Annotated in this window: 26 protein-coding genes and 1 pseudogene; 17 read left to right on the plus strand and 10 right to left on the minus strand. The window is 64.8% G+C overall.

From position 1 onward, the window contains the following. Positions 1 to 55: 55 nt before the first annotated feature. Positions 56 to 643, minus strand: coding sequence for a tetratricopeptide repeat protein (locus tag DPV74_RS02925; RefSeq protein ID WP_027789931.1), 588 nt, complete (start codon positions 641 to 643; stop codon positions 56 to 58). A 355-nt stretch (positions 644 to 998) separates the two neighbouring features. Here DPV74_RS02925 and DPV74_RS02930 point away from each other — a divergent pair, with 355 nt between their 5' ends. Genes DPV74_RS02930 through atsR form a run of 3 tightly spaced genes read left to right on the plus strand, consistent with a single transcriptional unit; the run spans position 999 to position 4,241 of the window. Next, a complete protein-coding gene (locus DPV74_RS02930; RefSeq protein WP_027789932.1) occupies positions 999 to 1,871 on the plus strand; it encodes a helix-turn-helix domain-containing protein in 873 nt (290 codons plus the stop codon). Between the two features lie 49 nt (positions 1,872 to 1,920). Continuing rightward, the gene (locus DPV74_RS02935) at positions 1,921 to 2,424 is read left to right on the plus strand and encodes a molybdopterin-dependent oxidoreductase (protein ID WP_027789933.1); all 504 of its coding nucleotides are present in this window, start codon (positions 1,921 to 1,923) and stop codon (positions 2,422 to 2,424) included. Next, positions 2,421 to 4,241 (plus strand): hybrid sensor histidine kinase/response regulator AtsR, encoded by a 1,821-nt coding sequence (atsR, locus tag DPV74_RS02940; RefSeq protein ID WP_119336476.1) that lies wholly within the window; start codon positions 2,421 to 2,423, stop codon positions 4,239 to 4,241. Before DPV74_RS02935 ends, atsR begins: the two co-directional genes overlap by 4 nt. A gap of 65 nt (positions 4,242 to 4,306) precedes the next feature. Here the strand turns inward: atsR and DPV74_RS02945 are convergent, their stop codons facing one another. Next, positions 4,307 to 4,726, minus strand: a complete 420-nt coding sequence (locus DPV74_RS02945; protein ID WP_119336477.1) for a secondary thiamine-phosphate synthase enzyme YjbQ — start codon at positions 4,724 to 4,726, stop codon at positions 4,307 to 4,309. Between the two features lie 10 nt (positions 4,727 to 4,736). Further along, positions 4,737 to 5,063, minus strand: a complete 327-nt coding sequence (locus DPV74_RS02950) for a thioredoxin family protein (protein WP_006485487.1) — start codon at positions 5,061 to 5,063, stop codon at positions 4,737 to 4,739. 227 nt (positions 5,064 to 5,290) lie between these two features. On the opposite strand from DPV74_RS02950, the gene DPV74_RS02955 reads away from it, so the two are divergent. Beyond that, on the plus strand, positions 5,291 to 5,992 hold the full coding sequence (locus DPV74_RS02955; protein WP_119336478.1) for a flavin reductase family protein: 702 nt from the start codon (positions 5,291 to 5,293) through the stop codon (positions 5,990 to 5,992). A 145-nt stretch (positions 5,993 to 6,137) separates the two neighbouring features. Here DPV74_RS02955 and gcvA read toward each other — a convergent pair whose 3' ends face one another. After that, positions 6,138 to 7,070 carry a transcriptional regulator GcvA gene (gene gcvA, locus DPV74_RS02960; RefSeq protein ID WP_059696122.1) on the minus strand — a complete coding sequence of 311 codons (933 nt, stop codon included), beginning with the start codon at positions 7,068 to 7,070 and terminating at the stop codon, positions 6,138 to 6,140. 138 nt (positions 7,071 to 7,208) lie between these two features. Here gcvA and DPV74_RS02965 point away from each other — a divergent pair, with 138 nt between their 5' ends. Together DPV74_RS02965 and DPV74_RS02970 are read left to right on the plus strand one after the other, a co-directional pair. Beyond that, positions 7,209 to 8,411: an MFS transporter gene (locus DPV74_RS02965; protein ID WP_060316183.1), complete on the plus strand. Its 1,203-nt coding sequence runs from the start codon at positions 7,209 to 7,211 to the stop codon at positions 8,409 to 8,411. 14 nt (positions 8,412 to 8,425) lie between these two features. Further along, positions 8,426 to 9,322 carry an oxidoreductase gene (locus DPV74_RS02970; protein WP_119336494.1) on the plus strand — a complete coding sequence of 299 codons (897 nt, stop codon included), beginning with the start codon at positions 8,426 to 8,428 and terminating at the stop codon, positions 9,320 to 9,322. Positions 9,323 to 9,508: 186 nt separating this feature from the next. Here the strand turns inward: DPV74_RS02970 and DPV74_RS02975 are convergent, their stop codons facing one another. Continuing rightward, positions 9,509 to 10,081 (minus strand): YbhB/YbcL family Raf kinase inhibitor-like protein, encoded by a 573-nt coding sequence (locus DPV74_RS02975; protein ID WP_059696124.1) that lies wholly within the window; start codon positions 10,079 to 10,081, stop codon positions 9,509 to 9,511. Between the two features lie 472 nt (positions 10,082 to 10,553). On the opposite strand from DPV74_RS02975, the gene DPV74_RS02980 reads away from it, so the two are divergent. The 8 genes from DPV74_RS02980 (at position 10,554) to DPV74_RS03015 (ending at position 19,541) form a co-directional block, all read left to right on the plus strand. Then, a complete protein-coding gene (locus DPV74_RS02980) occupies positions 10,554 to 10,886 on the plus strand; it encodes a DUF2322 family protein (RefSeq protein WP_060194279.1) in 333 nt (110 codons plus the stop codon). A gap of 1,337 nt (positions 10,887 to 12,223) precedes the next feature. Next, positions 12,224 to 12,823, plus strand: coding sequence for a fimbrial protein (locus DPV74_RS02985; protein WP_059696129.1), 600 nt, complete (start codon positions 12,224 to 12,226; stop codon positions 12,821 to 12,823). Positions 12,824 to 12,886: 63 nt separating this feature from the next. Continuing rightward, on the plus strand, positions 12,887 to 13,603 hold the full coding sequence (locus DPV74_RS02990) for a molecular chaperone (RefSeq protein WP_059696131.1): 717 nt from the start codon (positions 12,887 to 12,889) through the stop codon (positions 13,601 to 13,603). A gap of 121 nt (positions 13,604 to 13,724) precedes the next feature. Then, the gene (locus tag DPV74_RS02995; RefSeq protein WP_119336479.1) at positions 13,725 to 16,220 is read left to right on the plus strand and encodes a fimbria/pilus outer membrane usher protein; all 2,496 of its coding nucleotides are present in this window, start codon (positions 13,725 to 13,727) and stop codon (positions 16,218 to 16,220) included. An 83-nt stretch (positions 16,221 to 16,303) separates the two neighbouring features. Next, the gene (locus tag DPV74_RS03000) at positions 16,304 to 17,311 is read left to right on the plus strand and encodes a fimbrial protein (protein WP_240439907.1); all 1,008 of its coding nucleotides are present in this window, start codon (positions 16,304 to 16,306) and stop codon (positions 17,309 to 17,311) included. 249 nt (positions 17,312 to 17,560) lie between these two features. Then, positions 17,561 to 17,722, plus strand: a complete 162-nt coding sequence (locus DPV74_RS03005) for a hypothetical protein (protein WP_155687634.1) — start codon at positions 17,561 to 17,563, stop codon at positions 17,720 to 17,722. A 117-nt stretch (positions 17,723 to 17,839) separates the two neighbouring features. Beyond that, complete coding sequence (locus DPV74_RS03010; RefSeq protein ID WP_059696135.1) at positions 17,840 to 18,700, plus strand: PASTA domain-containing protein; 861 nt, start codon at positions 17,840 to 17,842, stop codon at positions 18,698 to 18,700. A 208-nt stretch (positions 18,701 to 18,908) separates the two neighbouring features. After that, positions 18,909 to 19,541, plus strand: coding sequence for a LysE family translocator (locus DPV74_RS03015; RefSeq protein ID WP_060174186.1), 633 nt, complete (start codon positions 18,909 to 18,911; stop codon positions 19,539 to 19,541). Between the two features lie 48 nt (positions 19,542 to 19,589). Here the strand turns inward: DPV74_RS03015 and DPV74_RS03020 are convergent, their stop codons facing one another. From DPV74_RS03020 to DPV74_RS03030, 3 genes are all read right to left on the minus strand, one after another. After that, positions 19,590 to 20,261: a YebB family permuted papain-like enzyme gene (locus tag DPV74_RS03020; RefSeq protein ID WP_119336480.1), complete on the minus strand. Its 672-nt coding sequence runs from the start codon at positions 20,259 to 20,261 to the stop codon at positions 19,590 to 19,592. 144 nt (positions 20,262 to 20,405) lie between these two features. After that, on the minus strand, positions 20,406 to 20,975 hold the full coding sequence (locus DPV74_RS03025; protein WP_060086065.1) for a hypothetical protein: 570 nt from the start codon (positions 20,973 to 20,975) through the stop codon (positions 20,406 to 20,408). A 228-nt stretch (positions 20,976 to 21,203) separates the two neighbouring features. Then, positions 21,204 to 21,662: an Lrp/AsnC family transcriptional regulator gene (locus tag DPV74_RS03030; RefSeq protein WP_006749370.1), complete on the minus strand. Its 459-nt coding sequence runs from the start codon at positions 21,660 to 21,662 to the stop codon at positions 21,204 to 21,206. Between the two features lie 125 nt (positions 21,663 to 21,787). On the opposite strand from DPV74_RS03030, the gene DPV74_RS03035 reads away from it, so the two are divergent. From DPV74_RS03035 to surE, 3 genes are all read left to right on the plus strand, one after another. Beyond that, complete coding sequence (locus tag DPV74_RS03035; RefSeq protein WP_059696142.1) at positions 21,788 to 22,522, plus strand: AzlC family ABC transporter permease; 735 nt, start codon at positions 21,788 to 21,790, stop codon at positions 22,520 to 22,522. After that, complete coding sequence (locus DPV74_RS03040) at positions 22,515 to 22,823, plus strand: AzlD family protein (RefSeq protein WP_059523777.1); 309 nt, start codon at positions 22,515 to 22,517, stop codon at positions 22,821 to 22,823. Before DPV74_RS03035 ends, DPV74_RS03040 begins: the two co-directional genes overlap by 8 nt. A gap of 205 nt (positions 22,824 to 23,028) precedes the next feature. After that, positions 23,029 to 23,808: a 5'/3'-nucleotidase SurE gene (surE, locus tag DPV74_RS03045; RefSeq protein WP_060174184.1), complete on the plus strand. Its 780-nt coding sequence runs from the start codon at positions 23,029 to 23,031 to the stop codon at positions 23,806 to 23,808. 289 nt (positions 23,809 to 24,097) lie between these two features. Here surE and DPV74_RS03050 read toward each other — a convergent pair whose 3' ends face one another. Both DPV74_RS03050 and DPV74_RS03055 read right to left on the minus strand, forming a co-directional pair. Then, the gene (locus tag DPV74_RS03050; RefSeq protein WP_119336481.1) at positions 24,098 to 24,919 is read right to left on the minus strand and encodes an SDR family NAD(P)-dependent oxidoreductase; all 822 of its coding nucleotides are present in this window, start codon (positions 24,917 to 24,919) and stop codon (positions 24,098 to 24,100) included. 14 nt (positions 24,920 to 24,933) lie between these two features. Continuing rightward, positions 24,934 to 25,398, minus strand: a pseudogene (locus DPV74_RS03055) (MFS transporter); the annotation flags it as partial. Between the last annotated feature and the right edge of the window lie 40 nt (positions 25,399 to 25,438).

Consider the following 25,438-nt stretch of genomic DNA (forward strand, 5'->3'; position numbering starts at 1 on the left):
CGGCTGGCGCGCGATGGTGGTCTCCCCGCTGCTGCCCCCGTTGCTTCAGGCCCGGTCAGTAGTACCAGTACGTCTGCTGCCAGACGCCGTAGTACGGATAGCCCGAGTACCAGTAGCCGTAATAGACGTCACGCCACTGCGTGCGCCATTTCCAGTCTTCTTCGTCTTCCTTCTTGGCCTTGCGTGCAAGGTCGAGCAGCTTCTTCGACTCCTTGTCGCCGCGGCCGGCCGCGATCGACAGCCACTTCTCCGCTTCGCGCGCGTCGGAGCCCATTTCCTCGAGGCCGAACAGGTAGAAACTGCCGAGCGCCTTCTGCGCCTGCAGGTCGCCGCGCTCGGCGGCCTCGCGCATCCACTTGAGGGCCTGGTAGCTGTCCTGGCGCACGCCGTCGCCGCGGAAGTAGCGCAGACCGAGGTCGTACGCGGCCTTCGGCTGGGTCTTCGCGGTTTGCTTCAGCGCGGCGATGCGCGGATCTTCCCGGTCTTCCGAATCGTCCTTTTTCTGATAGGAGACCTGATCTTTCGGGCGGTAAGAACAACCTGTGTCGTCGCAGATCCGCACCGTGTTGCCGGTGACGGACGGATCCTGCGCGCACGCGGCCAACAGCAACAGCAGCCCCGGTGCGAGTAGACGGCGGAACATTGGTACTTTCCTCAAGTTTTATTGGCGCCGCAATTCTTCGAGCCTTTCACCCCCGTGAGCTCGCACCCGGCGGCGCGCGGCGCAACGGATACAATCCGTCGACGCCGACACGCACCCCAAGGCTCTCTCAGGTTCTCTCTTCGAATCGTTCAGTCACCGCTTCATTGTCGCTTTTCGTTGTACCGGCTCCCGCCGGCTGCGATCTCCAAACATGACGCGACAAACAAAGGTGACGTGGTGAGCAATAATAATGGAGAAAAACAGCATGTCAAGGTGATTCGCTTTTTCAAAGTTTGCGTGTCACGTCAGTTTTGATATGCTCTCCCTCGCCAAAACCCCTGGAGACCCCATCGAGATGTCCAACAGCGAGCAGGCCAACGTCGATCTGATCACCGCCAACAAGGTGCGCGACCTACTGAACCGGAACGGCATTCCGCCGCGAAGTCACAACACGACGATCGCGAACGTGCTCGGCCTCAGCTTCTCTGTCGTCACCCGCAAGATGAAGGGCCTGATCCCGTGGAACCTGTCGCAGTTGCAGGACATCGCGACGCATTTCGGCGTGCCGCCCGCGATCCTGCTCGACGACAAGGGCACGCAGCCGGCCGCCGCCGAGATGATCGACGCGACGCTCGTGATCGAGTCACGGCGCTTTCGCTGCCGCGCCGCGATCTCGACCAAGGCCAGCAGCCAGATCGAGACGGACTTCGTCGCACTGCAGTGGCAGGGCGAGTGGCTCATCACCGAGCGTCAGCACGCGCGCGAGGGCCGCACGTATCCGGTCGACGTGATCGAGCTGCGCTCGTCCCAGCCGAACGTGTATGCGGCGCGGATCGCCGTGGTCGACGATTCGCAGGACGTCGCCGAAACCGTATGTGAATATTTCATCGAAAAAGGCGTGAACGCGATCCCGTACTTCGACGGCGCATCGTTCCGCAAGGCACTCGAGGTAGAGGATTTCGACGGTTACATCCTCGACTGGATGCTCGGCGACCAGACCGCCGCCGAACTCGTGCGCGGCATCCGCTCGAGCGAGAACAGCGGCGCGCCGATCTTCCTGCTGACCGGCAAGATCTCGACCGGTGAAGCGAGCGAAGACGAAATCGCGCACATCGTGTCGCACTACAACGCGCGCTGCGAGGAAAAGCCGGTGCGCCTGCCGATCCTGTTCGCCGAAGTGGCGCGCGAACTGAAGATCACGCTGCCGGCCGCGGCCGCCGCGAACTGAGACCGGAAACACAAGCCACCACACCACGCGACAAGACCGAGGGAATGACATGCGAATTCCGACCATCTGGACCAAGAGCCTGCTGACGGCCTGCCTGCTCGGCATGGCCGCCGCGGCGTGGGCCGCCTCGTCGTTCACGTTCACCGTCGACGGCAAGATCGACAGGCACAACCAGCCGGGCAAGACGGCCTACGTCTTCTCCGAACAGGCGCTGATGGCGCTGCCCCAGCACACGATCGTCACGTCGACGAGCTGGACGCCGAAGGCGACCTTCACCGGCCCGCGCCTGTCCGACATCCTGAAGACCGTCGGCGCGCACGGCACGCAGATCGAGTTCCGCTGCATCGACGAGTACACGTTCACGATTCCCGTGTCCGACGCCGATCGCTACGGCGTGATCCTCGCGCGGACGATGAACGGCAAGGTGCTCGACAACGACAACTATGGCCCGCTGTGGATCATGTACCCGCGCGACCAGTATCCCGACGAACTGAAGACGCCGCTCGGCGAAGCCAAGTTCGCGTGGCAGATCATCGGCCTGACGGTGAAATGAAACGCGGGCGATGGAAAAATAGAAAAATCATCCTGGTCCTCGGCTCGCTGTGGATCATGGGGTTCGCCGCGTGGGCGTTCCTGCTGTGGGACCTCCTCGCCACCTCGGTCAACGAGGGCGTACTCGAAGGGCCCCGCGAAGGCGTGTTCTGGACCGCCGCGCAATACCGGAACGTCTATACGCGGTTCGACCGGCAACTGATCCTCTACGCGACGCACGAGGACGACGACTTCAATCACGTCCAGATGCAGCTCGACAGCCTGTCGGTGTCGTTCGGCTTTCTGCAGCGGCCGTCGGAAGTGTCCCAATACTGGCTGCGCATCCCGCGCGCGCGCAACGAGATCGACGCGCTCGGCGAATTCATGACGCGCCTGAAGCGCGACATACCGCCGTTGCGCGATTCGCCGAAGCGCGCACGGCAGGTGATCGACGACGTGAACGCGTACTGGCCGAAGGTCAACGGCCTCGCGAACTATTTCCGCGCGATCGAGATGGCGCAGCGCGACTTCACGTTCCATCAGCTGAAGGAAAAGCAGCGCGCGATCCTGATCCTCGGCATCGTGCTCGGCGTGATCCTGTGCGCGCTGTTCCTGCTGCTGTTCTATACGATGCGCACGCGTGACGACCTGCTCGAACGGCAGGACGCAGCGCTCGACGCGGAACGCAAGGCGTCCGATCGCGCGTTCGAAATGATCGAGGCGAAGAACGCATTCCTCGGGATGGTCAGCCACGAGTTGCGCACGCCGCTGCAGGCGATCTGCGGATCGGTCGAGATCCTCCTCGCGCGAGCGCAGTCGGACGCGAACCTGAAGACGATCCGGCGGCTGCAGAATTCCGCGCTGTCCCTCGAGGCGCTCGTCAAGGACCTGACCGACTACATCAAGCTGCGCTCGACGAAGCGCCTCACCGAGCGGGAAACCGTCGGCATCGCGTCGCTGCTCGCCGAGGTGCTCGACCCGCTGCGCGAGAAGATCGCGGCCAGGCGGATCACGGTCACGCAGCGAGTCGAGCCGCAGCAGCTTGCGATCCGTTCCGATCGCAAGCTGCTGCGTCAGGTGCTGTCGAACCTGATCGAGAACTCGGTCAAGTACACGCTCGGCGGCTCGATCGACGTGTCGATCACGCTCGCCGACGCGCCGGCCGGCCAGCAATTGAAGATCGCCGTGCGCGACACGGGCGCCGGCATCGCGAAACAGCACCTGTCGAAGATCTTCGAGCCGTTCTATCGCGCGAACGACGCGGTCGGGCTGCATGTGGACGGAATCGGCATGGGGCTCGCGGTCGTGCGCGAAATCGTGACGACGCTGCGTGGGCATGTGGACGTGCGCAGCACTGTGGGCGAAGGCAGCGAGTTCGTCGTGACGCTGCCGGCCGAAGTGCCCGGCATCGACACCGCCGGCAATGCGGCCGGCGACGCGCCCGCGCTGCCGCACGCGGCCGCGTACCGCGACCGGCGCGCGCTGGTGGTCGACGACGACGACAACGCACGCGAAACGCTCGGCGCGATGCTGTCGGCGCTCGGCATCGACGTCGATCTGTGCAGCACCGGGCAGGAAGGCGTCGCGCGCTTCGGTGCGAGCCGCTACGACATCGTCGTGCTCGATCTCGAGCTTCCGGACCTGAGCGGTTTCGACGTCGCACGGCGCATGCGCGCGGTGGCGCAACCCGACGACGACGGCCGGCATCCGGCGATCCTCGGTGTCAGTGCATATGAATCGGCTGCGCTGGGCGAAAACAAGCGGGTATTCGACGCATTCCTGCCGAAGCCCGTCCACCTGCGCGAACTCGGCGCGCTCGTCGACAAACTGCTCGCGTAAGCCCGCGATGCCGTGTGCGCACAGGCACCGCATTGCGAGCCGCGCGCGACGTCACCCGTCGAGACTCATTCGCCGATCAAATGCAGCACGATGTCGCGCCGGTGCGCGGCGCGGCGATGCTCGAACAGGTAGATGCCCTGCCACGTGCCGAGCACCATGCGCCCGTGCTCGACCGGGATCGACAGCTGTACCTGCGTGAGCGCCGTGCGCAGATGCGCGGGCATGTCGTCGGGCCCTTCGGTGTCGTGCTCGTAGCGCGTGGCGTCCTCCGGTGCGAGCGTCGCGAAGTAGCGTTCGAGATCGCGCTGCACCGATGGATCCGCATTCTCCTGGATCAGCAGCGACGCCGACGTATGGCGGCAGAACACCGTGAGCAGGCCGGTGCGGATCGCCTGCTGATCGACGAATGCGCGCACCTGCGGCGTGAATTCGACGAGGCCGCCGCCGCGCGTGTCGACGCCGATGTGCGTGAGGGCCTGTTGCATCTCGGCGACCTCAGGCGAGCGCGGCGAAGCCGTCGGCTTCGATCTGCTTCGCGTCGGCCGGACGCACGACGCGCGCGACCTCGACACCGTCGCGCAGGAACACGAGTGTCGGCCACAGCTTGACGCCGAACGAGCGGCCGAGCGGGCGGCCCGGGCCATCCTCGATCTTCAGGTGCCGCACCGCAGGATGCGCGGAGAACGACGCAGTGATCGCGGGCTGCGCGCCTGCGCAGATCCCGCACCAGTTCGCGCCGAATTCGATGACGGTTGCGCCGCCCAGTGCGTCGACTTCCGCGCGCGTCGGTGCATTGGCGGTGTAGCGTTGCTCGGTATCCATCAGGCCCTCGTGTGCGTTGGCGGAACGTGGCCGCGCCCGCGTGCGTGGTGCGGCGGTCGCGGCCTGCGATTTCCTACTCTAGCGGAAAAGCGCGCGTGATGCCGGCCTGCCCATTGCGGCGCCCACGCCGCCTGCGCCCCCTCCGGAATGACACGACAAGATTCGGAGCGCCGCGCCGCCGCGACAGGATCAGCATGCGGACTGATTCGTCACCGAGGGCACCCGCCATGAATGCGCCGCATTGCGTCACCGAACCGAACATCCTCTATTTCGGCACGCCCGTCGTGCTGGTCAGCACGCTGAACGAAAACGGCACGCCCAATCTCGCGCCGATCTCGTCCGCGTTCTGGCTCGGCTGGCGCGGCGTGATCGGCATCGCCGCCAGCTCGCAGACCACCCGCAACCTGCTGCGCACCGGCGAATGCGTGCTGAACCTGCCGTCGTCGGCGCAGGCGGACGCGGTCGACCGGATCGCGCGCACGACGGGCACGCATCCGGTGCCCGACGGGAAGCGGGCAAGAGGTTACGTATTCGAACCCGACAAGTTCGGCACGGCCGGGCTCACCGCAACCGCGTCGCAAACCGTCGCGCCGCCGCGCGCGCTCGAATGCCCGGTGCACATGGAAGCGGTCGTCGCGGCCGCGCACGGGATCGGCGACGAGGCGCCGGACCTGCGCGGCCACATCCGCGTGTTCGAGTTGCGCATCCAGCGTGTGCACGTGCATCCCGACCTGCTGATGGAAGGCCACGCGGACCGCATCGATCCGGACAAATGGTCGCCGCTGATCATGAGCTTCCAGAAGTTCTACGGGCTGGAGCCGCGGCAGGTGCATGCGTCGCGGCTAGCGGAGATTCCCGAGCGCGCGTATCGCAGCCCCGATATCGAGCGTTCGCGTGAAGCAGGCATGTTGACCGGCGCCGGAAGGTAACGAAGCACCCGGCGCAATGGCAGTAAACCCGGCGCGTCGTCGTGTCTCCACCGGCGGTATCGATGCGGCTGCGCCGACCCCGCACCGCCTCGTACTGCCGGCCCCGTGCATCGCCGTGCCGATCGTGCGGATCGACACCGCGAGCCTATCCCGCCTCGCGGCCCGCCATGCGTTCCATCCATTGCTCGAACGCGGACACCGCGGCATCGTCGGCACGATCGGCGTTCGTCACCAGCATGTAGTCGTCAGCACGCCATACGGGCGACGCGATCGGACACACGAGGCGCCCCTCGGCGAGATCGCGCCCGATCAGCGGCAGTGATGCCAGGGCCACGCCGAGCCCCTCGATGGCCGCGCCGAGCTGAAGATTCACATGATCGAATTCGACATGACGCGCGGCGCGCAGATCGGAAGCCCCCGCTTCCTGCAACCAGTGCGACCAGGCGGAGCGCGTCGTGGCCGAATGCAGCAGGGTGTGATGGCGCAGGTCGGCCACGCTCTGTATCGGATGCCGGCGCAGCAATGCGGGATTGCAGGCCGGCACGCGCAGGTCGGGCATCAACGGGCGCGATACGACGCCCGCGCCCTGCTCGGGACCGGAACGAACACCGATATCGAAAGCGTCGGCGACATAGCGCAACTTGCGCGATGTCGTCGACACCCTCACGTCGATGTCGGGGTAGCGCGAATGGAAATCGGCGAGCCGCGGCAGCAGCCAGCACAGCGCAAAGCTCATCGGCACATTCACCCGCACGACGCCCGATATCCGGTGCTTGAACGTGTCGTGGCGTAGCCGCCCCACCGCGGTACCGAGGCGCTCGAACACGTGGCTGACGTCATGCAGCAGCGCGGCCCCTTCGTCGGTCAGCACGACACCGCGCGGACGACGGTCGAACAACGGCAGGCCGAACCAGTCCTCCAGCAGCCGGATCTGCTTGCCTACGGCCCAGTGGGTGACATGCAGTTCCACCGCCGCCCCCGCGAAGCTGCCGTGCCGCGCGACCGCATCGAAAGCGCGCAGCGCATTGAGCGGGGGCAACTCGCCCCGGTGCTTCGCCGTGTCCTGGTTGTCGTTCATGACGTGACTTTTTCTCTCTGTTGACGCGATTTTAGTTCAATTGAAATGGCCGCTGCCTCAACCATAAAATTGACGCATCGAGCGTGAAAGCGATGCCACGAGCGGCTTCCACCGACCGCTCGCACGGAGCGAATGACGATGCGCCTGCCGGTTTTTTCCCCTCCCGCGACGCGGGAGACTGCGCCGCCCCGACGGCGCGTGCTGTGGCTGTCCTGCATTGCGCACGCAATGCACGATGGCTATACGGACATGATCTACGCGTTGCTACCCGTGTGGCAGTCGGAATTCGGGCTCGACTTTGCGGCCCTGGCGATCCTGCGCGGCATCTATGCCGGCACGATGGCGACGCTGCAGTTGTCTGCGGGGCGCCTCGCGCAACACCTGGGCAGCGGCACGACCCTCGCCTTCGGCACACTGCTCGCCGCGCTCGGTTATGCGCTCGCGGGCCTGTCGGGTGGCCTGCTCGGTCTGGGCGTGGCGCTGGCGATTTCGGGCGGCGGATCCAGCACGCAGCATCCGATCGCATCGGGCGCCGTCTCCCGCCTCTATGGACGCGACGCGAGAGGCCCGCTGAGCATCTACAACTTTGCCGGCGATCTGGGGAAATCCGCACTGCCGGCCGCCATTTCGCTGCTCGTGACCATGATGCCGTGGCGTCACGCGCTATGGATCGTCGCCGGATTGGGCTGCGTCGTGGCCGCCGTCATCGCGCTCTGGTTTCCCGCCGTGCCGCGTGGCGCCGGCAAGACGGCGGTCAAAGAACAAGCGTCCGCTCAACGCAGCGGCACCGGGGGAAGCGGATTCCCCACGCTGTTTTCCATCGGCGTGCTCGATACGGCGGTACGCATGGGACTGCTGACATTTCTGCCTTTCCTGCTCAAGGCAAAAGGTGTCTCGCCTCAACTGCTGGGAACGGCGCTTGCACTCGTTTTCACAGGCGGTGCGGCCGGCAAATTCATGTGTGGCTGGCTGGGCGCGCGTCTGGGTATGGTCAGGACGGTGCTGCTCACGGAGGGTGGTACAGCCGTGTGCATCGTCGCGGTGATGTATCTCCCTTTGGCACTTGCCATGGTGCTGCTGCCGATTCTGGGTATGATGCTCAACGGCACTTCGTCGGTGCTGTACGGAACCGTTCCGGAGATGTCCGCACCCGAGCGCACCGAGCGCGCATTCGCGATTTTCTACACAGGGACGATCGCATCCGGCGCGATATCGCCTGTTCTCTACGGTTTCCTGGGCGACAGGATCGGTGTGCATGGCGCCACGTATGCGACCGCGCTGACCGCCGTCGCGATTTTTCCGCTCGCCCTCGCACTGCGCCCGCATCTGGCGGATGACTGAACAGGATGAACACCATGACGAACGCTGACTACCCGACCGTCGCCCTCGTCGGTCCGGGCGCAATCGGAACGACCGTCGCCGCGGCCCTTCATGAAGCCGGCCGCACGCCGGTGATCTGCGGCCGCTCGGCGCACGAACAGTTGAAGCTGCGCTTCGACGGCGGCGAGATCGTCGTGCCCGGGCCCGTACTGACCGATCCGCACGCGGTCGAGGAAAAGTTCGATCTCGTGTTCGTTGCGGTCAAGTCGACGCAGATAGCGAGTGCGGCACCCTGGGTCTCCGCGCTATGCGATGCGAATACCGTCGTCTGCGTGCTGCAAAACGGCGTCGAGCAAAAAGCCGCGTTCGCACCGTATGCGGCCGGCGCCACGGTCGTGCCGTCGGTCGTCTGGTTTCCGGCGCAGCGCGAATCGGGCGCATCGGTGTGGCTGCGGGGCAAGCCTCGGCTCACCCTGCCCGATACGCCGGCGAGCAACGTGGTGGTGTCCGCTTTGCACGGCACGCGCTGCGCGCCGGAGGTGGCGGAGGATTTCATCTCGCTCGCCTGGCGCAAGCTCTTGCAGAACGCAGTGGCGGGACTCATGGTGCTGACCGGTCGCCGCGCCGGCATGTACGCGCGAAGCGACATCACCGAACTGTCGCTCGCCTACCTGCGGGAATGTCTCGAGGTCGCGCGGGCGGAGGGCGCGAAGCTGGGGGATGACGTGCCGCAGGAAATCGTCGATGGATTGCATGGCTTTCCGCCCGATTTAGGTACGTCCATCCTTGCCGACCGACAAGGCAACCATCCGCTCGAATGGGACTGCCGGAACGGCGTCGTGCAGCGCTACGGACGAACGCACGGCATTCCGACGCCGATCAGCGATCTGGTCGTTCCGCTTCTCGCTGCCGCCAGCGATGGGCCGGGCTAGTCGCAAGTAAACCCCAAGGGGATCGGATCGACGCGTGACTCACCGTCTCACCGTTCATGAAATTCGGCCGCAGGTCACCGGCTCGCGCCGCACTGTTTCTCGTCAGCAGCGACGGGCGTTTCGTCAACGGCGTGAACCTGAGTGTCGACGACGGGAGGTCGCCGCGATGACCTCCCGCCAGGACGCTCACTCCGCCGCCCGGTGATACATCGCAACGTAGCGAGCCCGTGCAATCACTTTTCCGTGCATCTGATATGCCACGAGGGCCGGGCTCGACGTGGCGTTCACGTCGATACTTGGAACAGAGAGCGCCGATGCCGTAACGATGTATCGGTGCGACTCCCCCTGAGGCGGGCAAGGCCCACCGTATTTCGCCGCGCCGAAGTCGGTCAGCGTTTCGATGGCCCCCGCAGGCATCCGCTTCGGATCGCCGGAGGCGCCCTTTTCGATCGACGTGTCGGATGCCGGAATATTGACGACGCCCCAATGCATCCAGCCCAGTCCGCCCGTCGGGGCGTCGGGGTCGTGAATGGTCACGACGACGCTCTTCGTTCCGTGAGGAAGATGGGACCACGAAATGCGTGGCGAGACGTTTCCGCCGTGGCAGCCAAATCCGCCGTAGACCTGTTCGTTCTCGAACCGGCCATGGTTCAGGTCATCGACTTTGACGGAGAACGTTCCCGCGACAGCGATGGTCGGCACGATCGACAAGAGCATCGCGGAGCAGAGGGTCGATCGCGGCAAGAAATTGAATGTCATGGTTGCTCCGTTGAAAAGAACGGCGTTTCCGCAGCAGGCAAGAACGATCCAGCCGGACGAAGCGGACGGGTTGCCGGTTTCGTTGCGGCAGATACGTTGGGTTGGAACATGAAACAAGCGTTGTACAACCCGCGCTCAAACAAATTGTAGATTTGGATTCCCGACGTCAGTAGCGTCGCCAACGCGTTCACCGTGTTGTCTTGATGGCAACAATTGACGACCGGCATGTCTTGAAATTGCGATCGCGACTGTCACGCTGAAGCGGCGGCGGCACGAGAAGCAGGCATGCCAAACCGGCCGACTGCACGTCGCGGAGCATTCCCGCGTGCCCGCAATCGGCCGCCGCGCGCGCCTACGATCGGACGATCAGACTCCGTGCAGATCGCCCGGTTGCATCGAAAAGTGCATCGCGGCGAATCAGATAACATACAGGCCGCCACCTTTCCACGATCAAACCGACGGAGTGTTTTCAGTGATTCAACCGACCCCTGTATTCAAGGACAATCTCGCGCAATTGCCGGCCATCGACGGCATCGCGCGCATCGATCTCGTCGACGCGAACGGCGACGTGGTCGCCACCATCGAGAACCAGCCGGGCAAGCAGGGCTCGCTCGCGGTATACAACTATCTGCAGCAGGCATTCGGCACGCTCGACGCGAAAGCGGCCGAGCACGGCCTCGCCGTGTTCGCCGAACATACGGCCGACGCACGCAACCGCCCGGGCGCGCACCCGAACGTCGATCGTCTGCTGGCGATCGTCGACGGCGGCGAAGCGCTGCGCATCGACGTCGTCGCGAAGGGCTGAGCAAGCGGCGGAGCGACGATACCGGGCATCAAGGCGCGGTACGTTCCTGCATCTCGTCGACCGACGGAGGTGTGTGCGGCATCGTCGTTCCGACTGTAGCGCCGCGCCCGGTCTTGCCGGCTTGCCGCGCTGATGTCGCCAAGGACACATCTCTTTCGTCGAGCCCATGCCACGGCCTGCTGCTTGTCGGCATGCTCGATGAAAGGCGCAACCCCACCCATGTCTCGACGCACGCACGCGCTCGCATTTGCACATGCAATAACGGCGCTGCGCACGGGTCATCGTCATCGCGAATCGCTACTCCGATTCAGTCTCCCGGGAAGATCGCTCGCGATACCGGCGCCGAATCGCCCCGCCATCCCTCCTGGGCGGCAAATTCCTTGCAACACATCACATAGCGCCTGCCGCTGAAGCCGCATGCCGTCCCGGCATCGCGAGATGCTGCCGCCGAGCCCCTGCCAGGCAAGGTACAGATGGGTGATGGCCAGTCTTCCTGCTCGTCGCAGAAATAGCGTGGTCGCCCAAGCGAAATATCCGTGGCCCCGGATCGCAGGTCGTCAACACCATTGCTTCCGAAACGACGAGCGCGTAGCCGTCGATTTGATCCATACGGTTCCGGACTGGCGGCACGAGCAACGAGATCACGGCCACGAGGAAGCGCACGGGGCTAGCCGGGCAGTGCTCCCCCGGGGTTGTGCATGACCGGAGGTGGCGCCCCGTGCTGAGGTCGCGCCAACGTCACCATCAAGAAATTCTTGATCCCGTGTCGCCTCTGCCCGAGGCAGCTCAACGCCGCGGATTGCAGATGCCACACGCACGCGTCGACGCGTCCGCCGGCGAGGATGCGTTGTACGCGTCAAATCGATCGAGGCGGGATTCGCGAGTATCTCATTCAACCGGATACGCAACCAGATCGCGTCCATCTCGAATTCACGGACAAAAAACACCGCCCACTTGAATAGGGCTTTATAAAAACAAGTAAAAAGCCTGCGAAAGATGATTTTTCCTCTTCGCCCGACATAAATTTCGGAAAACTCCATCGACGAATTCAAGCCAGTCATATATTCCGGAATACGTCGCCACCGATCGCCCGCCCGTCCTGCCCGTCCTGCCTACCATCTCCGGCATTCGACCGTCTCAATGTCAAATCCCTCTGACAATTAAAGAAATCCCCACCAAACCACCCCCAAAAAATCTTTTTCGTACTTGTACTACGAAATAGTAATACAACTTCGGACACATCCAATTCAAATAAACACCCCCCCAACAGTACCATTGCACCAACTCTTCCAAAGAGTTAACACCCTTCCTTTAAATCACGTTGAAACGGAAACATCATGGCTCTCAACAAAAATATTCTCGCTATCGCCGCGGCAGCGGCCACGTTCGCGGCAGCGGGTTCGGCTATGGCCGCCGACGGCACCATCAACTTCACCGGCGCGATCACGACGGCATCGTGCTCGCTGACGGGCGGCGCAGGCGCCAACGTGTCGCCCGGCGCCGGCGGTCAGAGCATCGCAGTCAACCTCGGCACGGTGAGCGCGGATTCGATCGGCAACACCGTTGGCGGCGGCGTCGCCGCAGGCACGCAGATCAACCTGAACCTCGACTGCGGCAACACCGGCACCGGCCTGACCACGGTCAAGATGAAGTTCGATCCGGCCACGGGTACGGGCCTCGACGGCAAGAACAACAAGCTGCTGAAGGTCTCGGGTGACGCGGAAGGCGTCGGCATCGGTCTGTACGACAGCAACAACAAGTTGCTGAACCTGGCTGCCAACGAAACGTTCGACGCCCCGCTCGTGAAGGGCGGCCCGGACGACGCGCCGACCTACACCGCCGCGCTGAATCTGCGTGCCGGCTATGTCGCGAACGGCGCAGCAATCAAGGCCGGTGTGGCAAACGGCACGCTGCCGTTCACGCTGACCTACGAGTAAGCACCTCTTCGGGCGACGCGACGGGTCACGGTCCCGTCGCCCTTCTCACTTTTCAATTCCATCATGAAACGATCACTCATTGCCGGGCTGGTCGCGGCCAGCTCGCTATTACCCTATTCCGGCGCATCGTTCGCCGGCATCTCGTTGAATGGCACGCGCGTCGTTTACACGGCGCAGAGCAAGGAAGCGTCCGTTCTCGTCAGGAACCCGTCGAAGCAAGACGTGATGATTCAGTCATGGCTGGAATCGGACGACCAGAAAAGCGATCTGCCGTTCGCGATTACGCCTTCGCTGAGTCGCCTTGGCGCCGAAAAGCAGCAAACGCTTCGGATCTTCTACGCCGGCCAGGGTTTGCCGACTGACCGCGAATCCGTGTTCTGGCTCAGCGTGCAGGAAATTCCGCAGAAATCGGATGGCGATAACACGCTGCAAGTCGCGGTGCGCCAGCGCATCAAGCTGTTCTATCGGCCGGCCAACCTCGCCAGCAAGCCCGAGGATGCCGCCAAGCAACTGCAATGGCGCTGGCGCGCGGCGGGTGGCAAGTACGGCATGGAGGTCGTCAACGCCTCCCCATATTACGTATCGCTGGTCAGGGCAACGCTCAATAGCGGCGCGCAAACGCATTCGATCAATACGGAAATGATTCCGCCGCAGTCGACCCGTCAACTCAGCGTCAAGAACTACAACGGCCAATCGCTTGCACCAGGCGCCAAGGTCAACTTCGAGTCGATCAACGACTTCGGCGCGACCGAAGAGAACAACGCAACAGTCTCCAACTGACAACGCATTCCGTCAGCTTCAGCTTCGAGTCGCTCGATATAAATTCGCATTACTAATTTACTGGAGGCGCGCATTCCTGAAATCAGGGCAGGTAGGAACGGCACGCGATCAAGGTCAAGGCATGGATACCACTGAAAAGAAAATCGATTTGCGGGTAGCGGCATGCCAGGGAGCTACCTGTCTGGTGGCGCTGGGAAGTCTCGTTGCGGCAACGACCGTTCAGGCGGCAGAGTTCAACGAACTCTTCCTCAAGAAAGGGGACGCACCTGTCGAGCTCAAATACCTCGAACAGGGTAGTTCCGTACCGCCCGGCACGTACGACGTCGACGTGTCGCTGAACCAGCAGCCCGGCAAGCGCGAATCGATCGTCTTTCAGGCGAACGGCGGCGAGGTCAAGCCCGTCATCACACTCGGCCTGCTCAAGGCGCTCGGCGTGGACTCGCAGCGGCTCGAGCGGGAAAACAGGATTCCGGCCGGCCTGCAAGACGACGCGGTGCTGAATCTCGCGGAGATCGTCGACGGCGCGTCGGCGGATTTCGACGTCGGCACGTTGTCGCTGAACATCAGCATGCCGCAGGCCTACGTGCCGGGCCGGTCGCGCGGCTACGTGGATCCGTCGAAGTGGGACGACGGCGTAGTAGCGGCCTACAGCAACTATCAGGCCAATTTCAGCCATGACTCCGACTCCGGTTACAACAGCTCCTACTATTACCTCGGCCTGCGCAACGGCTTCAACGTCGGCGGCTGGCGGCTCAGGAACGAATCGGCGCTAACCGGGCGCCGCGGCGCGAAGTCGCAGTTCACGTCGAACCGTACCTACGTGCAGCGCGACCTGCGCGGTATCAGAGGCACGCTGTCGGCAGGCGAACTGTATTCGGCCAGCGAAATCTTCGACAGTTTCCGCTTCGTCGGCGTGCAGGTCGGCTCGGACACCGGCATGCTGCCGGACGATGAGGTCGGTTTCGCGCCGGTCGTGCGCGGCATCGCGCAAACCAACGCGGTCGTCGAGGTGCGTCAGAACGGCTACGTGATCTACTCGACCACGGTCACGCCCGGCGCATTCGAGCTGAAGGACATCTATCCGAGCGGCTCCAACGGCGATCTCGAAATCTCTATCACCGAATCCGACGGCAGCGTCCGGCGTTATACGCAGCCCTATTCGTTCCTGCCCGTGATGATCCGGCGCGGCTCGGTTCGCTATTCGTTTTCCGCAGGGCAGTATCGCGGGGTCGGCGAAGTCCGCCCGAAGTTCGCGCAGGGCACGGTGGTGTATGGCCTGTCCGACAACTTCACCGGCTACGGCGGCCTGATCGGCGCACAGAACTATGCCGCGATCGCGCTCGGCGTCGGCTTCAACTCGCGGCTCGGCGGCATTTCGTTCGACATCACGCATAGCCAGTCGAACGCGCCGGGCCGAAAAGCGAACGGGCAGAGCTTCCGGTTCCTGTACTCGAAGACGCTGGCGGCCACCGACACCACGTTCACGATGGTCGGCTATCGGTATTCGACCGACGGCTTCCGTACGCTGAGCCAGCACGTCGACGACATGAGCAACCGGCAAGGCGACGGCGTGCGACGCCAGAAGAGCCGTGTCGACCTGAACATCAACCAGTCGCTCGGTCGCAACGGGTCGGTCTACGCGAGCGTCGGCGAAACGAGCTACTGGAACCGCGGCGGCACGAGCCGCAACATCCAGCTCGGCTACAGCGGCTCGCTGAAGAACCTCAGCTACAGCGTCGCGCTCGCGCGCACGCAGGACACGGGGCCGTTCGGGCGCACCGACAACCAGATTTCGGCGACGGTCTGCATTCCGTTCGGCAGCAGCGCACGCGCGCATCGCGCGTACTCGAACGTCACGGCGTCGACGCGCGGCGACGTGAGCGTCCAGGCAGGCGTATCGGGCTTCCTGAACGACAGGAACACGGTCAACTATTCGGTACAGGGCGACTACCAGAAGGGCAACGGCGGCTCCGGCGGCGTGGGTCTCGGCTGGGATACGCCGATGGCGAAACTGACGTCGAACTACACCCAGTCCGGCCACGGCAAGCACGTCGACGTCGGCGCAACCGGGTCGATCGTCGCGCATCGCGGCGGCGTCACGCTCGGCCAGCCGGTCGGCGAGACGTTCGCGATCGTCGAGGTGCCCGGCGTGAAGGGCGCACGCTTCGCTTCGTCGTCGACGGTCAGCACCGATCGTCGCGGTTATGCGGTGCTGCCTTACGCGCAGCCGTACCGGTACAACTGGCTCAACATCGACACGGAAAGCCTCGGCAACGACACCGAGATCACCGAGAACGCAAAAACGATCGTACCGACGCGCGGCGCAATCGTGAAAGCACGCTTCGCCGCGGAAACGGGCCGCCGCATCCAGTTCGACGTGACGACGACCGACGGCAAGAAGGTGCCGCTCGGCGCAACCGCTTACGACCAGAACGACAAGGTGCTCGGCATGGTCGACAACGCATCGCGCGTGCTCGTTTTCGGCGTGAAGGATCAGGGGCGCCTGTCGATTCGCTGGAGCGAAGGCTCGTGTGAAGGCAATTACGCGCTGCCGCAGCAGAACAAGGCGCTCATGTACGAGCGTGTTGCGATGAGCTGCCGCATGGCCGGCCGGTAACGCGAAGCGGTGATCGTGCACAGATGCTCGGTACATCCTGCAAGCCCGGCGCACACGACAACGAACACTTGAAAGGTATACGAATGCGCAACACGATCTTCTCTGTCATTTTGTTTGGCGCTGCGATCTCGCCGGCCCTTGCCATGTCGGCCTCGGATTGCGAGTGGGGGAACGGAACATCTCTCGCGGGTAATATCGCTATGTACTACGTTAACGGTTACTCCACCCCCGAATTCAATCCATCGGTTCCAATCGGCACCGTACTCGATTCGAGAACAGTCTCCGCATCGGGACTAAGCAATACTCTTTCTTGTAGCCAGATCGCCGATACCCTACTCCACGGACGATTATTCGGAACAGCAGAACCCGTATATAACACTTATCCGACTACCATTCCTGGTGTTGGGGTGCGCATTCGCTTTTCGAATAACAAAAATTGGCTCCCATTCACTGTCAACTGGGGTACATCGATGATCAATATAAGCACCTCATCCTTGATCATCGAATTCGTCAAGGTCGGCCCGATCACTGCAGCGGGAACGTTGAAGGGCGAACTCGCTGGAAGTTATGTGAATGGAACGATTCAATACAGGTCGATCCGCATCCAGGGCGGGATCGAGATCAAGCCGAAGGTGCCGACCTGTTCAGTCGCGACCAAGCAGATCGCCGTCAAGATGAGTCCGACCGGCAACGACTTTTCGTCGAAAGACTTCAGCGGCGTCGGTAGCACTACTCCCGAGCGCGACTTCAGCATTCAGTTGAATTGCACGGGCGGTGACCTAGGCACATCGACCAACGCATACGTGACGCTGACCGACAACTCCAATTCAGGCAACCGCTCGAATCGGCTGTCGCTCACACCGAACTCCGAGGCATCGGGTGTCGCAGTCCAGATTCTGAGAAACGGGTCTCCGCTGAATTTTGGTCCGGATTCCAGCGACGCGTCGAACCCCAATCAGTGGAAAGCCGGAAACATTCCGCAAGGACAGGGGGTATTCACGATTCCGTTGACCGCGCGCTATATCCAGACCGGCACGTTGAAGGGCGGGACGGCAAATGCGGTTGCGACGTTCACGATGAGCTATCAATAGCGGGAAGGCAGCGAACGGCGTGCATGGTGCATGGCACCTGGCTGGGCAGGATCGCTCGAAGCGAGCGTTCGATCGCATCCCGCCTGCCGGTTCGCTCATCGCGCCCTCTGCACGGCCAGTCAGCTCAACGCCCGTTCATGCCGCAAACGGCCTGGGTGTGGCTTGCGCTTCGCAGCACCGCTCGATACACGGCGCAACAGCAAACAACAACAACTGGCCCCTCCAGGAATCCCGGCTACCTCATAACCCGTGGAGCCGCACGCGCACACGTGCCCCGCCGGCCAACGTCCGCTCGTCGCACTCGACACGACCGATCATCCGCTGTCGATTGACCTCCACAACGAGATGCCCGCCGAACGCGCGCAGGCGCTGTTCGAGAAGGTGCTGCATCAGGACAGATCGGCGCACTGACGTCGCCGTCTCGCGCATCGCGCGCCACCGAACCGGGCGTACGCGTGCCCCATCGTGACACCGGCGCGGAAACCCGCGATCATCGCGGTTGCCTGTTCTTTCCTGGAGACCATCCACATGCCTCGCATGACTGTCCAGCTATTTGCCCGCCACGTCGCATCGATCGCGGCATTTGCATGCGTGGCGCTCGGCGGCGCTGCGTCGGCCGAGACGCTGCGGACGGCCTCCGATATCGTCGGCGCGTCGCTGGTGCCGCTTGGCGCGCTGCCGCACTCGCCGGAAAACGGCACGCTCGATGCGTTTTGCGCGCGATATCGTGCGAAGACCACCACCGAGGCCGGCCGCGACGTCGCGAGGCTCGGCTGGATCGTGACGTCGGAAGCGCCGCTCGGCCGCTACACGGTCGTCACGTTCGCGAGCGGGTTCAAGCCGGGGACGAGCGCGATCTGTTTTGCGCGCAACGCAAACATCGGCGTCTTCGACGGCACGACGCTCGTCGCGCTCGGCTACACGGCACGCGCGGCCGGCTGGCAACTCGGCTCGGTCGAGTCGCTGGAAAGCGGTGCGCTGCTCGTCTGGGGCGGCGATGGTCCGTCGGCGCCCGTCGGCGAGCTGCGCGAAGAGCATGGCGGCTTGCGGCTGACCGCGGTCGCCGCGGAGCGCACTTATTGTCACGGCCGTGCGGTCGTGCCCAATGTGTACGGCAAACCACTCGACAAGGCGCGCAAGATCCTGATCTCGCACGGCTGGCAGCCGCTGCGGCCGCACGAGAAGCCGGACCCGCTGGACGGCGCGGCGACGCTCGCGAAGCACGGGATCATCGAAGCCGAAGCGTGCTCGGGCACCGGCATGGGGTATTGCGCGCTGCGATACCGGAGCGCGGCCGGCGTGCTCGGCGTGACGACGGCCGGCGGCGAGCCGGACACGCCGTCGGCGAATACCGTGATCGATTATCAGGTGGCGTGCCGAAAGCAGTAAACGTCACGGAGCGGTGCGTCGGTGCGTGTGTTTGATTCACGCGAGACGGCGCGGGATACCTGCGTCGTTGCATCGAAATCGGAGCAAATCCGTTGCCGGGCGGCTGCGCCGGCACGTCGAATCATCGGCCTTTCGGGCGATTGACCCGCACCGCCCCCCCTCTTAAACTGACCTCCCTTTCACGCCTCCCCGGCACAAAAGGACTTCCATGATCGACCTATCCACGCTCGCGCTGTTCTCCGGCGCGTGTCTCGCGCTGACCGCCACGCCCGGCCCCGACATGCTGCTGATCGCGTCCCGCAGCGTGAGCCAGGGGCGGCGCGCGGGGTTCGCCACGCTCGCGGGCATTCAGGCCGGCACCTACTGCCACGCACTCGCGGCCGCGCTGGGCTTGTCGCAGCTCTTCGTCGCAGTGCCGATCGCGTATGACGCCGTGCGCTTCGCAGGCGCCGCGTATTTGCTGTATCTCGCATGGAAGACGTTCCGTTCGGATGCGACCGCGCTGTCGCCCGTCGCGTCGCCACGCCGCCACTCGACCGCGACGATCTTCCGCCAGGGCCTGACGACGAACCTGCTGAACCCGAAGATGGCGCTGTTCGTGCTCGCGCTGTTTCCGCAGTTCGTGCACCCCGAGCACGGTTCGATCGCCGTGCAGATTCTCGTGCTCGCGACGGTGCTGAACCTGATCGGACTCGCCGTGAACGGCGCGGTCATTCTTTCCGCGAGCCGGCTGAGCCAGCGGATCGGCGCGCGCCGCCGGCCGTCGAAGCTGCCTCAGTATCTGCTTGGGTCGGTATTCGTCGGATTGGCGGCACGGCTTGCGGTGGCGGGGCGGCAGTAGTCGTAACCGCTGCCCGATTCAGGTGCCACCCGAACGGCCACGTTCTGGCTAATTCTCGACACACCCGCGTGTATCCGCCACCACCCGCAACGCGTCGCTCTCGAGCAAGCTCGCCGGCGTCACGGTGCGACGCCGCCACGGAATCCGGCCGAAATACCAGATCCTCCAGAAACCGAGCGGATGATCGGGATTCCGGCGCAGCAGCATGTCGAGGGTCTCGACGTCGCCGAGCACGATCCGCGTCGCATCGCGCACGACTTCGCGCACGAACCGCGAGCAGAACTGCCGGCGCGACGCGAGATTGAAACCCGTGTCGTACACCACACCGGTCCGGCGCATCGCCGCGTCGACAAGCCGCCGCCGCTGCTCTGCATCGAGCGGCTGCTTCAGCCGCGCGATCACGCATGCGCCGCGATCGGAGCGCGCGAGAAACCGCGACATCGTCGTCACGCGCGATAGCGGGAACGTGCTCTCGGCAACGAGCGGTTCCCCGTCGCGCTCGCCGACGACAATGCCCACGTGATTCGTCCATGAACGCGTCGCGTTCGCCACTTCGAGAAACGGCCGCACGGTCACGCGGATGAAGACGATGTCGCCGATCTCGGGCTCGGCCGGCAACGACCGTTCGTTGCGACGAGAAGCGCCGACGGAGAAGAAACGCCGCCAGTCCGCGCCGGGCGAGCGGATCATGAGCGGCTGGCAGCCGGTGTCGACAACCATACTGACCTCGCGCGAGTGATGATGGCGCGAGCATGTCAGCAGCGGCCGGGCGCCGCATCCGCTTCTTGCGCGAGGCCAGGTATTCGCGCCGCCCGGTGGCGGATTTCGATACCGGCGTGAATCAGCGCGCGGGCGCGGCTGCCTTCAGCGCGTCGCGCCCAGCGCCACGCGCAGCCGCTCCATCAATTGCGTGTAGTGGCGCAGCACGTCGTCCCTCGGCACGACATTCGCCGTCGCGAAACGGTCGGACCACGCTGGTTTCCACTCATACGAGCCGTGCACGCTGCGGTCCCCATCGGGCGCCTGGATCAGCGAGCGGATCCGCGCATCGCGGCCCGGGCCCGTATGCATGTCGAACAGCGCATGGATATACGTGTGATACGCGTCGTACACGTCGTCGTCGAACAGGTAGCGGTAGATGTGGAACGTACGGTCGAGCTCGCGCTTCGCGCGGATCACGTCGTCCGGCGAGATGTCCTTCCAGTAGCCGATCCACGTGTAGAAGCACAGCAGCGCATTGAGCTGCGGCGCGACCGCGTCGTACAACGCGAGCCGCTTCTCGATCAATCGCTGGTTGGTCCATTGCACCAGTTCAAGGCGCTTCAGCCGGCGCGCGACGAGCCAGCCGAGACACGCGACCGACAACGGCGTCAGCACGCCCAGCACGAGCTTGACGATTTCCAGCGAATTCCACGGATTGTTGATTGGCTGCATGAATGGCCCGACAAGAAGAAACGCATCCGCGCCGGCGCATGTCCCGGCGCGCAGCGCCGCCCGCCCATTTGCGTCGACATTGACCGTTAGTTGCTTGCGCATCGAACGTCGCGCGACAACACGGGCGACATGCCCGAAGCGGCGCGATGCGTCAGTCTATCGGGCGATTGTCACCGAGCCGTGACCGTTCGTCGACCCGTCGTCGTGAGTCGCCGCGCCCGCGTCGCGTTACGTCGGCAGCGCCGACGTCAGCTTGACCTTCTGCATCGGAATGTCCGTCTTCACGCTCAGCACGCCCGGGATGCGCGTGAGGGTTTCCATCTGGAAGCGCCGGTAGTCGTCGATATCGGCCGCGACGACGCGCAGCAGGAAATCGCAGTCGCCCGCCATCAGGTGGCATTCGACGACTTCCGGCATCTGCTGGACGGCGTCGGCGAAGCGGTTCACCGATTCCGCGTCCTGCCCCTTCAGCCACACGCGCGTGAAGATCGTCAGGCCCTTGCCGACTTTCGCGGGATTCAGCACGGCCACGTATTTCTCGATCACGCCGGCTTCCTCGAGGAGCCGCACGCGCCGCAGGCACGGCGACGGCGACAGTCCGACCTCGTGCGCTAGCTCCACGTTCTGCATGCGGCCGTCGCGCTGGAGCGCGCTCAGGATCCGGCGGTCGATGGCGTCAAGTTTCATTTGGTATCCGATTCCAAGAAATTCCCAAATCGTTCGTTCGATGCCAAATTCTCCGAAAATCATGGCCACAACGCAACCCGATTCGAGTCAAAAAAGCAGACAATTCCTCCCCCGAAGGAGGAGTAATGAGCAGTAGCGTTTCAACGTCGTCAGGGCTTCGCGACAAGCCCGCCTATGTCGCCGAGATGGGTCGCGGATTGCGCGCGGCGCTGCCCGTCATGCTGGGTTTCGTGCCGTTCGCGCTCGTGCTGGGCGCGCAGGCCGCGCAGAAAGGGCTGAGCCTGTTCGAAGTGCCGATGATGACCGGCATGAACTTCGGCGGCGGCTCGGAATTCGCGGCGATCCATCTGTGGACGTCGCCGCCGCACATCGCGCTGATCGTCGCGATGTCGTTCCTCGTGAATTCGCGCCACATCCTGATGGGCGCTGCATTCGAGCCGTATATCCGCCGCCTGCCCCGCCGCCGCGCGTTCTTCGCCCTGTTCTTCATGTGCGACGAAAGCTGGGCGATGTCGCTCGCCGACGCCCGGGCGCGCTCGGCCACCCACATCAGCGTGCCCTATTACGCGGGCATCTGCGTGGGGCTCTACCTGACATGGATCTCGATGACCACGCTCGGCGCGGCGGTCGGCCCGACGATCGGCAACGTCGAGCAGTACGGCTTCGACATGGCGTTCACGGCCGTCTTCCTGGTGCTGCTGCGCGGGATGTGGAAAGGAATGCGCGCGAGCCGCCCGTGGTTCGTGAGCCTCGTCGTCGCGGCGGCCACGCACCTGGCCGTGCCCGGCGCATGGTACGTCGCGGCGGGCGCCTGCGCGGGGCTGATCGCCGCGCTGCTGTGGGAGCCGCGCGATGCCTGATTTCCCGGATGTCAGCACGGTCGCGACGATCGTGCTGATGGCGTCGACGACTTACCTGTCGCGCATCCTCGGCTACGTGCTGCTGCGCAATCGCACGCTGAGCCCGCGCATGGCATCGGTGATGGAGAACGTGCCCGGCTGCGTGCTGATCTCGGTGATCGCGCCGGCCTTCGTGTCGACGCGCCCGGCCGACCTGCTCGCGCTGGCCATTACGCTGATCGCGGCGACACGCCTGTCGATCCTGCCGACCGTCATCGTCGGCGTCGTGTCGGCCGGCCTGCTGCGGTACCTGCTCGGATAAACGCGGGTAACGCGGGTAACGCGGATCCGACCCGCCGCGTGGGCGGTCTGTCGAACCCGAGAACGGGCGCGCAATGCGCCCGTTTTCGCATGCGCGCACGGTGCAAGGCGCCGCGTGGCACGCAGGCGTCGCGACGGGATGCTAGCCTTGCGGGTGTACCCGCGATGCCTTCTCCCCTCATTGCCTACCTGCGAGGATCGTCCCGATGCAAGAAACCCGCCCGCTGTTCGATCGTGTCCTGCTCACCAACGACGACGGATTCGACGCCCCCGGCCTTGAAGTGCTCGAACAGGTCGCCACGCAACTGGCGCGCGAAGTGTGGATCGTCGCGCCGGCGGAAGACCAGAGCGGCACGTCGCATTCGCTGAGCCTGCACGAACCGCTGCGCGTGCATCGCAAGGGCGAGCGCCGCTTCGCGGTGCGCGGCACGCCCGGTGACTGCGTCGCGATCGCGATCAGCCACCTGATGAAGGATGCGCGGCCCGACGTCGTGTTGTCCGGCGTGAATCGCGGCGCGAACCTCGGCACCGAAACGGTGTTCTCCGGCACGGTCGGTGCCGCGATGACGAGCATGCTGGTCGGCGTGCCGGCCATCGCGCTGAGCCAGGCCTTCACCGATCGCAATGCGGTGCCGTGGGGCACCGCGCTTGCGCTCGCGCCGGACGTCATTCGCCGGCTCGTCGCCGCCGGCTGGGACAGCGACGCGTGCCTCAACGTGAATTTCCCGGCACGGCCGGCCGACGACGTGCGCGGCCTGAAGGTGACGAACCAGGGGGCCGGTACGCTGCAGGGCGTCGAGATCGTGTCGGGCCGCGATCCGCGCGAGATCGACTATCACTGGCTGAAGCTGGCCCGCGCGCCGCGCGAGGACGACCCAGATTCGGAAACGGTCGCACTCGGCGAAGGGTATGTCGCCGTCACGCCGCTGAAGTTCGAGCGCACGCACGACCAGGCGCTCGCGCAACTGCGGTCGCGGCTCGGCTGATCCGCGTACGCGGGCAGGAAAGCGGTCGCGGCAATCGCGTGCATGATTCTCGCGCGCGGCTGTCCGGCCGCGACATTGCATCACGACATCACCGCATCGCCACAACACCGCGACGCTGTATCCCCACATCACTTGCATCACTGCATCACCGCATCACCGCATCACCGCATCACCGCACCACCGCATCACCGCATCACCGCATCACCGCATCACCGCATCGCCGCATCACCGCATCGCCGCATCGCCGCATCGCCGCATCACCGCATCGCCGCATCACCGCATCACCGCATCACGTCAGGTTCATCCCCCCGTCGAGCATCACGATCTCGCCCGTCACGTAATCGGACGCGACGAGCATCGCGACCGTCTGCGCGATGTCATCCGGCGCCGCCGCCCGCCGCATCGGCGCGCGCTCGCGCCAGAGCTGCTGCGCGTCCGTCCAGTCGGCCGTGAGCGGCGTATCGACGAGCCCCGGCGCGACCGCATTGACGCGAATCGCCGGCGCGAGCGTGCGGGCGAGCAGCCGCGTCGTGTGATTGAGCGCCGCCTTCGCCGCCGCATAGGGAATCGACGCGCCCTTCGGCCGCACGCCCGCATGCGAACTGACGTTCACGACGCACCCGGCCCGCCCGTGCGACGCCGCCTCGCGCAGCGCGGCCTCCGCTTCGGCGACGAGCCGGAATGGCGCGATCACGTTGATCTCGTGCATCTCGCGCCACACGTCGGGCGTCGCCGCGGCAAGGTCGTCATGCGGAATCACGCGGCTGACGCCCGCATTGTTGACGAGGACGTCGAGCCGCCCGTGCACGGCCAGTGCGTCGTGGATCAGCCGCACGCGTTCGGCATCGTCGGCGAGATCGGCCTGCACGTAGGCCGCGCCGAGTTCGCGCGCCATTGCGCGCCCCACGTCCGCCGAACTGCGCGAATGCAGGATCACCGCATAACCGTCCGCCGCCAGGCGGCGCGCGATCGCCGCGCCGATTCCCGACGTCGATCCGGTGACGAGCGCGACCGGCCGATGCAGCCGCGACGCGCGCGGCTCGGCGAGGGTTTCGGTTTCAGGTTCCGTTTCGGGAATCGGGGCAGAAATCGGCGGAAGCGGCGCGTCCATGTCGGGGAACCCTGTCAGTGGCGTTCCCGCATCATAAGCGCGACGACGTCTCCCAGACGCGAAAGTCACCGCGGCCACCGCGAGGAGCGTTCCGGCGAAGCCGAATCGGTCGGCCATCCAGCCGGCCGGCAACGCGCGGATCGCACAGCCGAGATCGCATCAGAACCGATACACGCTCGGCGAGCGAGCGCGCCCGCCAGCCTGGCCCGGCCGCATCGGACGCATCGGACACGGCGGCAATCAGGCCCGGACAGACCATCGCCGTGCCGAGACCGGGCAACACGCTCGCCACGAGCCGCCAGCGCAACCGCCCCGTCAGCGCGGCCGGCGCACGCCCGGCCGCCCGCACCCGCATCCCGGCGACGATCAGCCCCTTGCTGCCCCAGCAGTCGCGCAGCGGCCCGGTGACGATCCGGCAACTGCCCCACACAGCCGGATAAGACGGCCACAAGGATGCCGATCCGCTCGAAACCGGCGCCGCCGGATGAAGCCAATCGGCCCGCGTCGAGGCGGGCCGCT

It is taken from the genome of Burkholderia sp. HAN2018, from assembly GCF_024704855.1.
Lineage (GTDB): Bacteria > Pseudomonadota > Gammaproteobacteria > Burkholderiales > Burkholderiaceae > Burkholderia > Burkholderia cepacia.

Coding starts and splice junctions, on each gene's coding strand:
- DPV74_RS02925 (WP_027789931.1), bottom strand. CDS start 643: ATGTTCCGCCGTCTACTCGCACCGGGGCTGCTGTTGCTGTTGGCCGCG.
- DPV74_RS02930 (WP_027789932.1), top strand. CDS start 999: ATGTCCAACAGCGAGCAGGCCAACGTCGATCTGATCACCGCCAACAAG.
- DPV74_RS02935 (WP_027789933.1), top strand. CDS start 1,921: ATGCGAATTCCGACCATCTGGACCAAGAGCCTGCTGACGGCCTGCCTG.
- atsR (WP_119336476.1), top strand. CDS start 2,421: ATGAAACGCGGGCGATGGAAAAATAGAAAAATCATCCTGGTCCTCGGC.
- DPV74_RS02945 (WP_119336477.1), bottom strand. CDS start 4,726: ATGCAACAGGCCCTCACGCACATCGGCGTCGACACGCGCGGCGGCGGC.
- DPV74_RS02950 (WP_006485487.1), bottom strand. CDS start 5,063: ATGGATACCGAGCAACGCTACACCGCCAATGCACCGACGCGCGCGGAA.
- DPV74_RS02955 (WP_119336478.1), top strand. CDS start 5,291: ATGAATGCGCCGCATTGCGTCACCGAACCGAACATCCTCTATTTCGGC.
- gcvA (WP_059696122.1), bottom strand. CDS start 7,070: ATGAACGACAACCAGGACACGGCGAAGCACCGGGGCGAGTTGCCCCCG.
- DPV74_RS02965 (WP_060316183.1), top strand. CDS start 7,209: ATGCGCCTGCCGGTTTTTTCCCCTCCCGCGACGCGGGAGACTGCGCCG.
- DPV74_RS02970 (WP_119336494.1), top strand. CDS start 8,426: ATGACGAACGCTGACTACCCGACCGTCGCCCTCGTCGGTCCGGGCGCA.
- DPV74_RS02975 (WP_059696124.1), bottom strand. CDS start 10,081: ATGACATTCAATTTCTTGCCGCGATCGACCCTCTGCTCCGCGATGCTC.
- DPV74_RS02985 (WP_059696129.1), top strand. CDS start 12,224: ATGGCTCTCAACAAAAATATTCTCGCTATCGCCGCGGCAGCGGCCACG.
- DPV74_RS02990 (WP_059696131.1), top strand. CDS start 12,887: ATGAAACGATCACTCATTGCCGGGCTGGTCGCGGCCAGCTCGCTATTA.
- DPV74_RS02995 (WP_119336479.1), top strand. CDS start 13,725: ATGGATACCACTGAAAAGAAAATCGATTTGCGGGTAGCGGCATGCCAG.
- DPV74_RS03000 (WP_240439907.1), top strand. CDS start 16,304: ATGCGCAACACGATCTTCTCTGTCATTTTGTTTGGCGCTGCGATCTCG.
- DPV74_RS03010 (WP_059696135.1), top strand. CDS start 17,840: ATGCCTCGCATGACTGTCCAGCTATTTGCCCGCCACGTCGCATCGATC.
- DPV74_RS03015 (WP_060174186.1), top strand. CDS start 18,909: ATGATCGACCTATCCACGCTCGCGCTGTTCTCCGGCGCGTGTCTCGCG.
- DPV74_RS03020 (WP_119336480.1), bottom strand. CDS start 20,261: ATGGTTGTCGACACCGGCTGCCAGCCGCTCATGATCCGCTCGCCCGGC.
- DPV74_RS03025 (WP_060086065.1), bottom strand. CDS start 20,975: ATGCAGCCAATCAACAATCCGTGGAATTCGCTGGAAATCGTCAAGCTC.
- DPV74_RS03030 (WP_006749370.1), bottom strand. CDS start 21,662: ATGAAACTTGACGCCATCGACCGCCGGATCCTGAGCGCGCTCCAGCGC.
- DPV74_RS03035 (WP_059696142.1), top strand. CDS start 21,788: ATGAGCAGTAGCGTTTCAACGTCGTCAGGGCTTCGCGACAAGCCCGCC.
- DPV74_RS03040 (WP_059523777.1), top strand. CDS start 22,515: ATGCCTGATTTCCCGGATGTCAGCACGGTCGCGACGATCGTGCTGATG.
- surE (WP_060174184.1), top strand. CDS start 23,029: ATGCAAGAAACCCGCCCGCTGTTCGATCGTGTCCTGCTCACCAACGAC.
- DPV74_RS03050 (WP_119336481.1), bottom strand. CDS start 24,919: ATGGACGCGCCGCTTCCGCCGATTTCTGCCCCGATTCCCGAAACGGAA.